We start from the raw sequence: 14,975 nt of genomic DNA on the forward strand, positions 1-14,975 counted from the left end.
ATAACGATCAGATAATATTAGTTCCCCATTTCAGATAAGAATTTGACCCGTACCAAACGAATTTCTTCTTCGGTAAAATCATCTTCTCCAAGTTCTTTAAGGGCATCTGCAATATCATCGGTTTCAGCTTCACGGAAATAATCCTCTATTGTTCCGATGTGGTCATCATCCATAATATCCTCAAGAAAATAATCGATATTTATTTTTGTACCGGAATAAACAATTGCCTCTACTTCATCAAGCAGTTCGGTAAAATCAAGGCCTTTCGACTCGGCAAGGTCATCCAATGCAACCTTACGATCTATTGCCTGTATAACAGACACTTTCAACTTCGATTTATTGGCAACAGAACGAACGCGAAGGTCTTCCGGACGAACAATCTCATTTTCGATTACATGCCGCTTGATCAAAGCAACAAACTCTTCTCCGTAACGTTTTGCTTTTCCTGCTCCTACCCCGGGTACATTCTGTAACTCGTCTATAGAGATTGGATACGTAGTAGCCATCGCTTCGATAGAAGGATCCTGAAAAATTACAAAAGGAGGCAATTCCAGTTGCTTCGACATTTTCTTTCTCAGGTCAATCAGCATTGCGTAAAGCGCCGGATCAACAGCACTTGTGCCTGCTCCTTTTAATGGCGTTTCCTCTTCTTCTTCGTCAAAATCATTATTTTTGACTACCATAAAAGAGGTTGGTTTTGCAAGGTATTTTTTCCCTTTGGCCGTCATTTTCAACAAACCATAGTTTTCAATATCCTTCTCAACCAAACCAGCCAGCATTGCCTGACGAATTATTGCCTGCAAGAAGTTTTCATCTTCTTCCTGGGCTGTACTAAACTGTTCAAGCTCATCATGCCCGTAAGACTTTATATCTTCCGTTTCTACGCCTTTTAGCACGTTAACCACATACTCGGCCTTGAATTTTTCTTTAAGGGCACAAATGGTCTCTAAAATCAGTACCAGTAATTCCTGAGCCTCCACCTGTTTTTTCGGATGGCTACAGTTGTCACAACTTCCACAATTTTCCTCCATATACTCTTCTCCAAAATAATGCAATAAAATTTTTCTTCTACAAACTGATGTTTCCGCGTAAGCTGCGGTTTCAAATAATAACTGTTTACCTATTTCTTGTTCTGCAATGGGTTTCCCCTGCATAAATTTTTCCATCTTTTGCAAATCCTTTGCAGAATAGAATGCAACGCAAATACCTTCACCACCGTCACGTCCGGCACGCCCTGTCTCCTGATAATAGCCTTCCAGACTCTTCGGCATTTCGTAATGAATTACAAATCTAACATCAGATTTATCAATTCCCATGCCAAAAGCAATAGTTGCTACAATCACCTGCGCATTTTCCATCAGGAACTTATCCTGATTTTCAGCGCGTGTAGCAGCGTCCATCCCAGCATGATAGGGCAATGCAGCAATACCGTTAACCTGCAACGTTCCCGCAAGATCTTCTACTTTTTTACGGCTGAGACAATAAATAATACCCGATTTTTTAGGCTGAGACTTGATATATTTGATAATTTCCTTATCAATATCATTTGTCTTGGGACGTATTTCGTAATAAAGATTGGGGCGGTTGAATGACGATTTGAAGACAGTTGCATCTGTCATCGCCAGATTCTTCAAAATATCGTGTTGAACCTTCGGTGTTGCACTGGCAGTAAGCGCTATGATGGGAGCTTTCCCTATCTCGTTTACAATAGGTCGAATTCTTCTGTATTCCGGGCGGAAATCATGTCCCCATTCCGAAATACAATGAGCTTCATCTACGGCATAAAACGAGATGTTCAGCTGCTTCAGAAACTCCACGTTATCTTCTTTTGTCAGCGATTCCGGGGCAACATAAAGCAATTTAGTCTTACCACTAAGGATATCGCTTTTAACCTCGTCTATGGCTGCTCTGTTGAGAGAAGAATTCAGGAAATGAGCCACTCCGTCTTCCATACTGAAGCTACGCATGGCATCAACCTGATTTTTCATCAAAGCAATAAGCGGAGAAATGACAATTGCAGTTCCCGGCATCATGATTGCGGGCAACTGGTAACACAGGGATTTGCCGCCTCCGGTTGGCATCAAAACGAAGGTGTCTTTTTTATCCAGCACATTCTGGATAATAGCCTCCTGATTGCCTTTGAAGACATCAAAGCCGAAGTAGGTCTTTAATTGCTCTGTCAGTTCTGAATGCTTATTCGCCATATAAAAGTTAGATCAAGGTTAGTTTGTCAATATTTAGTAGGTCAATATAAAGTAAGTCTATAATAAACGTTTCTTTCAAACGACTAAATTTATGTTCTCAGTTGATTTTTTCACAACAGGCTGAATCTAACCTGATTTTCATTAATACTCTTTGGGGATAACAATCGACGGATTCTCTATTGATTAGCCCATAATTCGGATTGCTCTTTCCCGTTAATCGCGTTCTTCATAAGAACAACGCAAGAGCAGATAGTACTATCCAAACAATAAAACACCTCCTTTATAAGGAGGCATGTTTCATAGAACAAATTTATAAACAAGTTTCCCAAACCCCCTAATATTTTGATAAAAAAAAACCCATAAAAGCACAAAAGTTTTTTCCCTATATTGTTTAACCGTATATATCACTGTATTTATGCTACTTACACAACAAAACACCAACTACAAGCATAAAAAAATGGTGTGAAACCGCAATCATCAATATACGATTCCACACCATTCATCAAGAAAAACTGTTTACGACGACAGTTTACGTCTTATCAGGCTGATATTTTTCCCGATTTGTCCATTTTTTCTTTAGCAAAAGCAGCTGTTATTACCAGTTCTTTTTGATTTCCTGATGGAACTTCATACATCGCATCCATCATTATGGTTTCTGCAATGGATCTTAAACCGCGGGCGCCCAACTTAAATTCGATAGCCTTATCGACAATAAAGTCTAACGCGGCATCTTCAAAAGTCAGCTTAACGTCGTCCATTCCAAAAAGCTTTACATACTGCTTTATAATAGAATTTTTAGGTTCTGTAAGAATTCTCCTCAATGAGGTTCTTTCAAGCGGATTAAGATAGGTAAGAACCGGTAAACGTCCGATAATTTCAGGAATAAGGCCAAAAGCCTTCAAATCCTGCGGAGAAATATACTGAAGGAAATTGCTCCGATCTACTTCATGTGATGCTTTTGTAGCACTATAGCCTACCACGTGCGTATTTAGACGTTGCGCAATTTTTTTCTCAATCCCGTCAAATGCGCCACCGCAAATAAAGAGAATGTTTTGCGTGTTTACGGCAATCATCCGTTGTTCCGGATGCTTACGTCCACCTTGTGGCGGAACATTCACAACCGAGCCTTCCAACAACTTGAGCAAGCCCTGCTGCACGCCTTCGCCGCTTACATCCCTCGTAATGGAAGGATTATCGCTTTTGCGGGCTATCTTATCTATTTCATCAATAAAGACAATACCTCTTTCAGCAGCCTTCACATCATAATCAGCTACCTGCAAAAGACGGGTCAGAATGCTTTCTATATCTTCGCCAACGTACCCGGCTTCGGTAAATACCGTTGCATCTACAATGGTAAAAGGAACATGCAATTGACGGGCAATGGTACGGGCCAAAAGCGTTTTTCCAGTACCTGTGGGTCCAACCATAATGATGTTCGATTTTTCAATTTCCACATCATCGCCATGATCACGTTGAGTTAGTCGTTTATAGTGATTGTAAACAGCTACCGATAAAAACTTCTTGGCTTCATCCTGCCCAATAACGTATTGATCGAGGAACTGCTTAATCTCCATAGGTTTGGGAGGTGCTCCATTTTTAAATTTGATATCCTCCGCTCCTGATTTTTTCGAAAATTCCTGAACGATATCGTAGGCCATTTCAACGCACTGTGAACAAATCGCGCCGTCGACACCCGTAATTAAAGCGCCCACTTCCGACTCCGATCTGCCGCACATTGAGCAGCATCGACCTGTTGTATTCTTTTTTGCCATAAATTACTAATCCTTATTTCTTTTCACGGAACAGTACTTCATCCACCATTCCGTATTCTTTAGCTTCAGCAGCGGTCATCCAGTAGTCGCGATCCGAATCTTTTTCGATTCTTTCATACTCATTTCCGGAATGATCTGCAATGATCGTATATAATTCTTTTTTCAGCTTCTGAATCTCGCGAGCTGTAATCTCTATATCTGAAGCCTGCCCCTGAGCACCGCCCATTGGTTGGTGAATCATGATACGCGAGTGTTTCAACGCAGAACGTTTACCCTGGCTACCGGCAACCAACAACACAGCGGCCATCGAAGCTGCCATTCCGGTGCAAATAGTTGCCACCTTACTGCTGATAAACTGCATAGTGTCGTATATACCCAAACCGGCATACACAGATCCGCCCGGACTATTCAAATAAATTGCGATATCTTTTCCCGGATCAGCAGAATCGAGATAAAGCAACTGAGCCTGAATCACATTTGCCACATAATCATCAATGGGCATTCCCAAAAAGATAATACGATCCATCATCAAACGCGAAAAAACATCCATCTGAGTTACATTCAACTGGCGTTCTTCCAAAATTGACGGAGATATATAATTGTCGGTTATCCGGGAATACTGGTCTAATGCCAGTCCATTCATTCCCAAATGTTTGGTTGCATAATTTCTAAAATCGTTCATAAGTATTCTGTTTGTGAAACTTTTATCTGTTTTATTCTAACATTCGTTTCTGTTTTTATATAGAAGAATAACAAAGGTAGCATAAATTCAATGTAAACACAAGCGTCTGAATCTGTAACAAATTACAAATCAGATCAGACACCCTACCCCTTTATTCAAACATTCTCCTGAAATTCTGGAAGAATGATTTTGAAGCAGATCCGTTTGGCTTTACATTGGGAGATTCATTCAGCTTTTCAATCAGCTTTTGTTCATCTTTTGTGAGATGTTCAGGAATGTATACTCCGATGTGTACCAATAAATCGCCATGCCCGTAACGGTTAACATTGGGTAACCCTTTTCCCCGCAACCTCAGCACCTTACCTGGCTGAGTACCAGCATCCACCTTCACCTTAACACGTCCGTCTACCGTCGGTACTTCTACAGTACCTCCCAAAATAGCGACAGTCACAGGCAAAAGAAGATTGTACACAAGATCATTTTCATCACGAATCAGTTCCGGATGTTGTTCTTCTTCAATCAAGACAAGAAGATCTCCCGTAACACCACCACGTCGGGCTGCGTTTCCTTTGCCACTAACCGACAGCTGCATACCTTCGCCAACGCCGGCCGGAATATTGATACTAATCACTTCATCCTGACGCACAATGCCTTCACCGTTACAATGAGGGCATTTTTTAGTTATCGTTTTGCCATCGCCGTTACAGGAAGGACAAACCGATTGGGTCTGCATTGCGCCAAGAATAGTTTGCTGTACACGGGTTACATGTCCGGAACCATGACAGGTAGAACAGGTAGACACGCTGCTCGGATCTGCCGCACCACTTCCCCCGCAATGAGAACAGGCAACATATTTATTGACCTTAATTTTCTTTTCAACACCATTGGCGATCTCCTGCAAATTCAGGTGAACTTTTACTCTCAAATCTGCCCCCCTGTTATAACGGGGTGAGTTACCTCCCCCGCCAAAGCCGCCGAAACCACCAAAGCCGCCAAAATGACCACCGAAAATATCGCCGAAATGAGAGAAAATATCGTCCATATTTCCACTCCATTGAGTACCGCCACCTGCAGCACCGCCCATACCGGCATGTCCGAACTGATCGTAACGCTGACGTTTTTGGGCATCGCTCAGCACTTCATATGCTTCAGCAGCCTCTTTGAATTTTTCTTCAGCTTCTTTATTTCCGGGGTTCTTATCCGGGTGAAACTGAATTGCCTTCTTACGATAGGCTTTTTTTATTTCGTCTTCCGAAGCGCTTTTGGCAACACCAAGCACCTCGTAATAGTCTCTTTTCGACATCGTTATTTTTAATTTACAATTTATTCAATTACGATTTACAATTAAAAAATCGCCACTTGACTCCACTCCGGAATACCTGTTGAATTTTTCAAATGTTGAATCTCCGAACTATTGATTTTTAAATGAGCAATCCGGTTATTCTCCGACAACCACTTTTGCAAAACGTATCACTTTATCATTCAATACGTAACCCTTTTGAACACAATCAACAACCTTTCCTTTCAACTCTTCAGACGGAGCCGGAATAGTTGTAATTGCTTCATGAAATTCGGTATCGAAAACACTATTTTCAGTCTCAATAGCCTTTACTCCGTTTTGAGTGAGAAATGCCACCAACTTAGAATAAATCAGCTCCATTCCCTGTCGAACAGCATCCACATCCGTACTACCTTTTGAAGCTTGCAAGCCTCTTTCGAAATCATCAGCCAATGGCAACAGATTTACCAAAACCGATTCACCTGCCGATTTTATCAGTTCAGATTTTTCGCGCAAAGTACGTTTTCTGTAATTATCAAACTCTGCCATCAGTCGCAAATGAGAATCATTCAACTGATTATATTTCGATTCCCATTCATTAACCTCATTTTCCACTGAGGTTTCTTCGGGAACTTCACTTTCCCGAGCCTCGTTTTCCTGATTCTGAACCTCTTTTTCTACAATTTCCTCTGATTTCTTCTCCTGAGTCATAGTTCTATATTGTATTTATTTATTCGTTTTTAGACAGACGTCTCCACCATTTTTTACAACAAAAAGTCTACCAAAAACATTTAAGACTCCATTTTGTCAGCCTGAGACTCCTAAAAATGCAGTTTTGTCAGGCATATTACTCGTGATGGTATGGCTCCCCTTTTATAATGGTCATTGCCCGATATACCTGCTCGACAAACAAAAGCCGGATCATCTGGTGCGAAAAAGTCATTCGCGAAAGCGACAATTTCCCGTTTGCGCGCGCATACACATCGCAGGAGAAGCCATAAGGGCCACCCACAACAAAAACCAGACGTTTAACGGAAGCAAGTCCTTTCTTCTCCAACAACGAAGCAAATTCCACCGAACTGTACTGAGATCCTTTTTCATCCAGCAAAATAACTTCATCCGAGCTATCCAATGCATTCAGGATTGCCACTCCTTCTTTTTCCTTTTGTTGGTCGAAAGTCAGATTTTTAGCATTTTTCAGTTCAGGTATAACCGACACCTCAAACGAAATGTAGCGCTTAAGGCGTTTAAGATATTCTTCAACTGCCTGATTCAAGTGGCTTTCCGTGGTTTTCCCCACCAGTAAGAGTGTAATTTTCACTTAAATAGCATCAATTATAATTAGGCGCACAAAGGTACAAACTATATCTTCAACCAACAACCCGCAGACTTCTCCACTTGCAATCCTACCGTAAAGATTCCGTGCGCTAATTTTTTATCAGAAACTTTAATAATCATTCACTCATACCACATTCCACCTTCCCGTGAATCAAATTTCAGTATATCAACACGATGCAGAGAAACCGCATTATTCACCACAAACGACAAACATTTTAAATAGTTGGTCGATTCCAATTTCCGCCTATCTTTGCAGCAAAGGTTATCAAACAAAACAGAGAATGAGCTGACAAAGGAATTATCTGAAAAATTATCGAAATTATTTTTTCGTTATTTACCGTAATTTCACTACCTTTGCAGGTCATTTTAGGATTGTGCTGTATTCGTTTTTACATTGAACACACCGAAACAAATCGGCAACTGAAACGAGCTATGAATAACGTTTTCTACAACAGGGAATTAACATTATAGCAAGTTTCATGTGACCTTAAAAAAACAAAGTTCCAAACACATGAAATGAGCTATTCGCCCTTTAAATGAAACAACATCAATCAATGAAAAAACTATCGCTTTTACTACTGATCACTGTCTCATTTTTAACTTCTTGCAGTCAATTTCAGAAATTACTCAAAAGCAACGACAACGAGTTAAAGTACAATGAAGCAAAAGCTTACTACGACAAAAAGGACTACAATCACGCAGCACAATTATTCGAAGACATTTCGACCTATTACAAAGGAACAGACCGTTCGGAAGATGTGATGTATTATCTGGCTAAGTCGTACGCAGGACAAAAAGATTTTTATAGCGCCGGAGAGAACTTCAAAGGCTACATAAAAAGCTTTCCAAGAGGCAGATATGCAGAAGAAAGTTATTTCATGATTGGTTATTCATCCTATCTGGATTCACCGGATGCCCGACTCGACCAGTCAAGCACAAACGACGCTATCACAGCTTTTTCAAACTTTGTAGAAAGCTATCCGCAAAGCGAACGAGCAAAACAGGCATACGAATACCTGACGGAATTAAAAGACAAACTGGCGTACAAAGCATATTTGAATGCAAAAACATATTACAACCTGGGCAATTATCTGGGAAGAAACTGTTACGCATCTGCTGTGATCACAGCAAACAACGCTTTAAAGACCTACACCGAGACTAAATATCGCGATGATCTCACAGCTCTTGTAATGAAATCAAAACATGCACAGGCTGTTGAAAGTTTTGAAGAAAAGAAAGCCGACCGTTACCGTGACGTAATTGATGAATGCTACAGCTACATCAACGAATTTCCGAACGGCAAATATATCAAGGAAGCTCAATCCTTCCTCAAAGAAGCAAAGAATTACGTAAAAGAAAAATAACTATGGACTTTAGAAAAACAAAAGCGCCTCTTTCAACCATTACCCGTGACATGAACAGCATGTGTGAGCCAACAGGTAATGTGTACGAGACTGTCAATGTTATTGGCAAAAGAGCAAACCAAATCAGCTTATTGATTCGTGACGAACTGGATCAAAAACTGAAAGAATTCACCTCCGTAGCAGACAGCCTGGAAGAAGTATTCGAAAACCGCGAACAAATCGAATTGTCGCGTTTTTACGAAAGACTGCCTAAACCTACTTTAATTGCAGCACAGGAATACGTTGACAACAAACTGTTCCACCGTAAGGCTATTAAGTAAGTTTTTCTGAAACGATAAACTATAATTTTGCCGGTTCGTCACAAACGGATCGGCAAAAAGTGTCTTTAAACGGCACTTAAATACCCATCCTTTACTCAATTTAATTCCGGCATCATGCTTCGAGGGAAAAATATTATACTTGGCATTACCGGCAGCATTGCCGCATACAAGTCGGCTATGTTGACCCGTCTTCTGGTAAAAGAAGGTGCAAACGTCAAAATTGTGATGACACCTTTGGCAAAAGAGTTCATTACTCCCTTGACATTAGCAACTCTGGCAAAGAATCCGATACTTGTCGATTTTTTTGACCCGACAAACGGCAACTGGAACAGCCATGTCAATTTGGGTCTATGGGCCGACGCATACGTCATTGCACCGGCGACTGCGAACACGCTGGGCAAAATGGCCAACGGGATTGCGGATAATCTATTGATGACCACTTATTTTTCAGCGAAATGTCCGGTATTTGTTGCTCCGGCAATGGATCTTGACATGTTTCAGCATCCGGCCACACAAAAAAATATCAGCACCCTGCTAAGCTATGGTAACCATATTATTGACGCCGGCACCGGAGAACTGGCAAGTGGATTGGAGGGTAAAGGAAGGATGGCCGAACCGGAAGATATCGTAAGCTATCTGAATAGCTATTTTTCGGAGACAGCATCTCTTACCGGGAAGAAAGTACTGATCACAGCCGGGCCTACATATGAAAAGATAGACCCTGTACGTTTCATAGGCAACTATTCTTCCGGAAAAATGGGATTTGCACTGGCACAAACATGCGCCGAAAGAGGTGCAAAAGTAACTCTTATTGCCGGACCGGTGAGTCTTACGATCAGCCATCCGAACATAGAACGGATTGACGTCGAAAGTGCAGAAGAGATGTATCAGGCTGCATCAACTCATTTCGCCAACAACGACATAGCAATTCTCTGCGCGGCTGTGGCCGACTTTACACCGGAGACCAAAGCTGATCAAAAGCTCAAAAGAGGCAAAGACGATTTAGTACTTAACCTCAAACCAACACGCGATATAGCCGCATCACTCGGAACGGTAAAACGGGACAACCAGTTATTGGTAGGGTTCGCACTGGAAACAAACAACGAAGAAGAAAATGCCTTATCGAAGCTTAAAAGAAAGAATTTTGACATGATTGTATTGAACTCATTGCGCACACCACAAGCCGGATTTCAGTACAACACCAATCAAATTACGATCATCGATAAAAACGGCGATAAGACAGAATATTCTCTTAAAGACAAAAAAGAGGTTGCAAATGACATTGTAAACGTAATTGAACAAAAATTATAACAGCTCCAATGGAAACACAAAGCATCGTTACTCAGGTTCAACTCTATCAGTTTGAAGAACTGGCACCCGATTACCAGAAAATAGTAACCCTGGCCAAAGAGCAAACCGGGAAGTCATACTCTCCCTATTCTCATTTTGCCGTAGGTGCGGCTGTATTGATGGAGAACGGCGAAATATTTGCCGGCAGCAATCAGGAAAACGCGGCTTACCCGTCAGGATTATGCGCAGAAAGAACCACGATGTTTTATGCCAATGCACAGCGCCCTGATGTACCTATCAAAGCCATTGCCATAGCTGCATATACAAACGATGATTATTTGGAAGATCCGGTAGCTCCCTGCGGGGCTTGTCGTCAGGCTTTGCTTGAAAACGAAAGCCGTTTCGGACAACCTTTACAGGTTTTGCTTTACGGAAAGAAAGGAATATATTTTGTAGAAAGTATCAAAGACCTTCTGCCGCTTTGCTTTACAAAAGAGAGTATGCAATAAACAGCAGAAAGCCTTTGGGAAGTTTTATTTTCCTTTGAGGAAGTCGAGACGGGCAGGGCTGAATCCGTCAATCAGGATGCCTTCTTCGAGGCACACAACACCGTGGACAACATTTGGTTCCACATAAAAACCATCGCCTGCCACCAGAATTTTTGATTCTCCGCCTACCGTCACTTCAAAGCGGCCACTCACAACGACGCTGCTTTGAGAATGAAAATGTTGGTGTGAATACCCAATGGCTCCTGTTTTAAAAGCCACTTTTACCTGCATCAACTGGCCATCATAGCCTAATATCTGACGTACCACGCCTTCGCCGGCTGGCTCCCATGCAAGCTCTTTTTCTATTATAAATTTTGAACTCTTCATTATAGTCTGTTTCTGTTATTGTTTTTATTACTTCTTCAATGACGAAGCAAATACCATCACATTATTAAGGTGAAGTCTCATTGTTGCTTCCGCAGCTTCGGAATCCTTTGCCCGGATATATTCCAATAATTTAAGGTGCTCATTAGACGCCACTGTTTCGACCGCCTGGCACACCTTATATTCATTAAAGCTTTTCAGAATATCGGGGGTAATAATCATCATCAACGATTTTATCACCATATTCTTACTTCCCTCAGCAATGCTTCTGTGAAACGCCATGTCGGCATCAGCAACTTCCATTCCTCCCGTCTTATCCTTATCAAGATAATTACGGAGAGCAGCTTCAATCTTCACAAGATCTTCGTCGGTACGACGCAAAGCGCAAAGACGAGCGGCGTTGGTTTCAAGAATCAGGCGCGTTTCCACCAAAGAATAAAAATCGTAATTATCCAGTTTGAGAACATCCGTGATCAAGCCCTCAAGAGCCGGGATTTCCAACCCTGCAATAACAGATCCGCTCTGAGGTAAGGTTTTCAATACCCCATAAAATTCGAGTTTCTTGATGGCATCCCTCACATAAGCCCTGCCTACGCCAAATTGCTCTGCAAGCTTACGTTCGGCAGGAAGTCTGTCGCCGGGTTTCAATTTCCCGTTGTTCAATAAACTTTTAATTTCGCGAATAATGATGTCTGAAGGCGATTCTGTTGTAGATTCGGAAATAGTGCTAGCAATAGATTCTACAGTCATACGATACTGACAGATTGATAGTTGATTAACTTCTGTACAAAACAGTTCGTGTTCGGCAACAGAAATTGATGATATTTGAAGAAAATAAATACAAAGATAACGACTAAAAGCAATACCGCAATAAAAAATTCGTGAGTTTTAAGAAAAGTGTGCAGTTTTGCAACCAATTGATAGATTGAAACATGTATATAGTTTGAAGCTCAGATAATCAGTTTTGAGAAAAATGCACCATAAACCCAAATTAATTTTTTACCTTTGCAACCTATAACCAAAAACTGAAAACTGTGAGTTTACTTAGCGAAAAAATGTCCCTGTTCGATGCACCTCAAAAGTATCAGGAAGCAGGGGTATATCCGTATTTCCGTCCGATAGAATCAGACCAAGACACAGTGGTAACCATTGATGGTAAACCAGTATTAATGTTTGGTTCAAACAGTTACCTTGGACTTACCAACCACCCGCGCATTAAAGAAGGCGCAATCAAAGCGGTGGAAAAATATGGAACCGGATGCGCCGGTTCTCGTTTTTTGAACGGCACGCTCGATATTCACATTGAATTGGAAGAACGTTTAGCCAAGTTAGTACATAAAGACGGTGCACTTGTTTATGCGACCGGATTTACTGTTAATTCAGGAGTAATTCCTTGCCTCGGCGGAAAAGACGACTATCTGTTATACGACGAACTGGATCATGCTTCCATCATCGAAGGACGCCGTCTTTCTTTTGCCAACCAAATCAAGTACAAACACAACGACATGGAGTCGCTGGAAAGACAACTCAAACGTTGCGCTCCCGACAAAATCAAGTTGATCGTTACCGATGCTGTATTCAGCATGGAAGGTGATGAAGCCAAACTGGTTGAAATGGTTGCTCTTGCCAAGAAGTACAATGCTTCTCTCTACGTGGACGAAGCCCACTCTCTGGGCTTTTATGGAGCAACGGGCGCCGGTCTTTGCGAAGATTTGGGCATTTCAAAGGATGTGGATTTGATCATGGGTACTTTCAGCAAATCGCTGGCCACCATCGGTGGTTTCGTTGCGGCTGACAACCATATCATCAACTTCCTGAAGCACAACTCCCGCACACTTATCTTCAGTGCAAGTATCACTCCGGCATCTACCGGCTGTGTGCTGGCAGCTCTTGACGTGATGCGCGACGAGCCATGGCGTAAAGAACAGTTGTGGGCTAACACCAAACGTGCGCTCGAAGGCTTCAAAAAAGCAGGCTTCGACACAGGTCACACCACAACTCCTATCATTCCTCTCTTTGTTCGCGACAATGACAAAACATTCCTGTTGACCAAAATGTTGATGGACGATGGTGTATTTGTCAATCCGGTGGTTTCTCCGGCTGTACCTTCAGAAGACACGTTAATTCGTTTCTCGCTGATGGCCACACACACCTTCGAACAAATTGACGAAGCTGTAGAAAAAATCAGCAGCAATGCCCGTAAATTAGGCATTATCGAATAAAAGAAAAAGCCGGTGCAAGGTAACTGTTTCAAAAAAACTATTATCTTTGCACCGCTTTTAACGCGGAAGTAGCTCAGTTGGTAGAGCATCAGCTTCCCAAGCTGAGGGTCGCGGGTTCGAGTCCCGTTTTCCGCTCTTATAAATCAGACAGTTACATTAATGTGATTGCCTGATTTTTTCTTTTAAAGCCTCTGGTTTACGTTCGGTTTACATGATTTTGCTTCTCAAAATGTAAACCAAAACCACATGAACGCTTCTGTTTCTGTAGTCTACTACAAGTCCAAAATTCTTTCCAATGGTGAGCATCCTTTAATGCTTCAAATCTCTAAAGACGGCAAACAAAAATATCAAAGCTTAGGGATTGGACTTGCATCTATTCATGTGATAATTCTATCTTAATGACTGTTTCTTCCCAATTCTTGGAAGGATTTGAAATATTTGCAAGAATTAGAAAGCCGATTATATTTCCTATTCAGGTACTATACCAGAATCCTGTTTTCATTTACTCGATTTTTTGGACAGCATCAAACTGTAACGCTTTTCAGAACTAGCCATCTTTTTCTTTCATAACATTACTTTTTGTGTTACGCTATTTCAGGACTAGACAGCTCCAAGATTATAAAAACACTTGCAATTATTTTTGCAGGTGGCTTTTTTGTTTCCGCTTCATCATGTAACTTTGTTCACTAAAACCTTACCGTACAATTATGAAAACGACTTCTCTTTTTCTTACTATTTTGTTCTCTATCCTGTTATCTTCCTGTTCATCAAACAGCGATCGACTGATTGCGGCTTTTACCTCTGAAATCGGAACGGCTCCCAATCTCAAAGCGCAGGGGAATAGTAAGATTTCGTACACATGGCCGGCTGTGAGTATCGTAAAAAAAGATGTATTGAAAAGTATTGCCGACAAAGAGCTTAAAATGGCTCCTACGTCAACGGAGGACATGGGAATTGCGGTAGATGAAAATGGCAATCCTGTAATGGGGAAAATACAACAATCGTGGACATACGAAATTCCGGACAACAAAACCAAGCTTGTCTACCAAATATCAGGATCAACCATTGATGTTATTCTAACTGTAACGAAGAAATAACTTCTCTAATAAACGACGACGCCGACAAATTGTTTTTGTCGGCGTCTGTTGTTTATGAGCTAAATTGAATTGATTTTTCTGTTCTGGGTATCTTCACAATAAGGTAAGGTTGCGTTATCACCATAGGAACAATACCACCTAAAGGCTTTTTATAAACGCCCTCAACATATACTTTCATATTATCTTCAAAGACATTTATGTCTATAGAATAGCCCCCACTTCCTTCGACTTCGTCAAAAATGGCAAGTACCATGTATTGTGAAAAATCAACTTTTCTCTCCAGAAAACCTCCCGATACGTTATTCACGGCATTCATTTTGGCAACAAGCCGGTTCCAGCTGAGACTATCAGCAACAACTATCATTTGTTTGCTGATTTGTTCCTTGCCATTACCCATCAGATTCCCTTTTGCAATGATAGTCGGAGTTACAGAATTGTATCCATTTTCCTGAACACATCCTGCCAGCAAAACAACCAATAATATCAGAAGGCTTTTCTTCATAACATATGAGACACGAAAATTTACAGTTACAAA

General features: G+C 41.3%; 15 protein-coding genes, 1 tRNA gene and 1 pseudogene. 8 read left to right on the plus strand and 9 right to left on the minus strand.

The genetic code is table 11. From position 1 onward, the window contains the following. Window positions 1-17 precede the first annotated feature (17 nt). From recQ to rlmH, 6 genes are all read right to left on the minus strand, one after another. Window positions 18-2,204 (minus strand): DNA helicase RecQ, encoded by a 2,187-nt coding sequence (gene recQ / locus PJIAN_RS13855; protein WP_068706076.1) that lies wholly within the window; start codon window positions 2,202-2,204, stop codon window positions 18-20. Window positions 2,205-2,743: 539 nt separating this feature from the next. Continuing rightward, window positions 2,744-3,976, minus strand: a complete 1,233-nt coding sequence (clpX, locus tag PJIAN_RS13860; RefSeq protein ID WP_068706078.1) for an ATP-dependent Clp protease ATP-binding subunit ClpX — start codon at window positions 3,974-3,976, stop codon at window positions 2,744-2,746. 13 nt (window positions 3,977-3,989) lie between these two features. Next, a complete protein-coding gene (clpP, locus tag PJIAN_RS13865) occupies window positions 3,990-4,658 on the minus strand; it encodes an ATP-dependent Clp endopeptidase proteolytic subunit ClpP (RefSeq protein ID WP_068706080.1) in 669 nt (222 codons plus the stop codon). Window positions 4,659-4,809: 151 nt separating this feature from the next. Further along, window positions 4,810-5,961, minus strand: coding sequence for a molecular chaperone DnaJ (dnaJ, locus tag PJIAN_RS13870; protein WP_068706081.1), 1,152 nt, complete (start codon window positions 5,959-5,961; stop codon window positions 4,810-4,812). Window positions 5,962-6,096: 135 nt separating this feature from the next. Next, window positions 6,097-6,648, minus strand: a complete 552-nt coding sequence (locus tag PJIAN_RS13875; protein ID WP_068706083.1) for a nucleotide exchange factor GrpE — start codon at window positions 6,646-6,648, stop codon at window positions 6,097-6,099. 136 nt (window positions 6,649-6,784) lie between these two features. After that, window positions 6,785-7,258 carry a 23S rRNA (pseudouridine(1915)-N(3))-methyltransferase RlmH gene (gene rlmH, locus PJIAN_RS13880; RefSeq protein WP_068706085.1) on the minus strand — a complete coding sequence of 158 codons (474 nt, stop codon included), beginning with the start codon at window positions 7,256-7,258 and terminating at the stop codon, window positions 6,785-6,787. A 571-nt stretch (window positions 7,259-7,829) separates the two neighbouring features. Between rlmH and PJIAN_RS13885 the strand changes: the two genes are divergently transcribed. The 4 genes from PJIAN_RS13885 to cdd all read left to right on the plus strand — a co-directional run bounded on the left by PJIAN_RS13885 (window position 7,830) and on the right by cdd (window position 10,758). Next, on the plus strand, window positions 7,830-8,639 hold the full coding sequence (locus tag PJIAN_RS13885) for an outer membrane protein assembly factor BamD (RefSeq protein ID WP_068706087.1): 810 nt from the start codon (window positions 7,830-7,832) through the stop codon (window positions 8,637-8,639). A gap of 2 nt (window positions 8,640-8,641) precedes the next feature. Continuing rightward, window positions 8,642-8,959 carry a DNA-directed RNA polymerase subunit omega gene (locus PJIAN_RS13890; protein ID WP_068706089.1) on the plus strand — a complete coding sequence of 106 codons (318 nt, stop codon included), beginning with the start codon at window positions 8,642-8,644 and terminating at the stop codon, window positions 8,957-8,959. A 114-nt stretch (window positions 8,960-9,073) separates the two neighbouring features. Further along, entirely contained in the window at window positions 9,074-10,270 is a 1,197-nt protein-coding gene (coaBC, locus tag PJIAN_RS13895; protein ID WP_068706092.1) for a bifunctional phosphopantothenoylcysteine decarboxylase/phosphopantothenate--cysteine ligase CoaBC, read from the plus strand. Window positions 10,271-10,278: 8 nt separating this feature from the next. Further along, complete coding sequence (cdd, locus tag PJIAN_RS13900) at window positions 10,279-10,758, plus strand: cytidine deaminase (protein WP_068706094.1); 480 nt, start codon at window positions 10,279-10,281, stop codon at window positions 10,756-10,758. A gap of 24 nt (window positions 10,759-10,782) precedes the next feature. Here cdd and PJIAN_RS13905 read toward each other — a convergent pair whose 3' ends face one another. Together PJIAN_RS13905 and PJIAN_RS13910 are read right to left on the minus strand one after the other, a co-directional pair. Then, window positions 10,783-11,124 carry a cupin domain-containing protein gene (locus PJIAN_RS13905; RefSeq protein ID WP_068706096.1) on the minus strand — a complete coding sequence of 114 codons (342 nt, stop codon included), beginning with the start codon at window positions 11,122-11,124 and terminating at the stop codon, window positions 10,783-10,785. A gap of 27 nt (window positions 11,125-11,151) precedes the next feature. Beyond that, a complete protein-coding gene (locus PJIAN_RS13910) occupies window positions 11,152-11,871 on the minus strand; it encodes a FadR/GntR family transcriptional regulator (protein WP_068706098.1) in 720 nt (239 codons plus the stop codon). 284 nt (window positions 11,872-12,155) lie between these two features. On the opposite strand from PJIAN_RS13910, the gene spt reads away from it, so the two are divergent. The 4 genes and pseudogenes from spt to PJIAN_RS13925 all read left to right on the plus strand — a co-directional run bounded on the left by spt (window position 12,156) and on the right by PJIAN_RS13925 (window position 14,440). Further along, a complete protein-coding gene (gene spt / locus PJIAN_RS13915; protein WP_068706100.1) occupies window positions 12,156-13,343 on the plus strand; it encodes a serine palmitoyltransferase in 1,188 nt (395 codons plus the stop codon). 62 nt (window positions 13,344-13,405) lie between these two features. After that, window positions 13,406-13,478 (plus strand) — tRNA-Gly (locus tag PJIAN_RS13920). Between the two features lie 111 nt (window positions 13,479-13,589). After that, window positions 13,590-13,712, plus strand: a pseudogene (locus PJIAN_RS14825) (Arm DNA-binding domain-containing protein); the annotation flags it as partial. Between the two features lie 338 nt (window positions 13,713-14,050). Beyond that, window positions 14,051-14,440 (plus strand): hypothetical protein, encoded by a 390-nt coding sequence (locus tag PJIAN_RS13925; protein ID WP_068706102.1) that lies wholly within the window; start codon window positions 14,051-14,053, stop codon window positions 14,438-14,440. Between the two features lie 52 nt (window positions 14,441-14,492). Here PJIAN_RS13925 and PJIAN_RS13930 read toward each other — a convergent pair whose 3' ends face one another. Then, on the minus strand, window positions 14,493-14,942 hold the full coding sequence (locus PJIAN_RS13930; RefSeq protein WP_068706104.1) for a protease complex subunit PrcB family protein: 450 nt from the start codon (window positions 14,940-14,942) through the stop codon (window positions 14,493-14,495). Window positions 14,943-14,975 lie beyond the last annotated feature (33 nt).

This window comes from Paludibacter jiangxiensis (assembly GCF_001618385.1).
In the GTDB taxonomy this organism is placed as follows: Bacteria; Bacteroidota; Bacteroidia; order Bacteroidales; family Paludibacteraceae; genus Microbacter; species Microbacter jiangxiensis.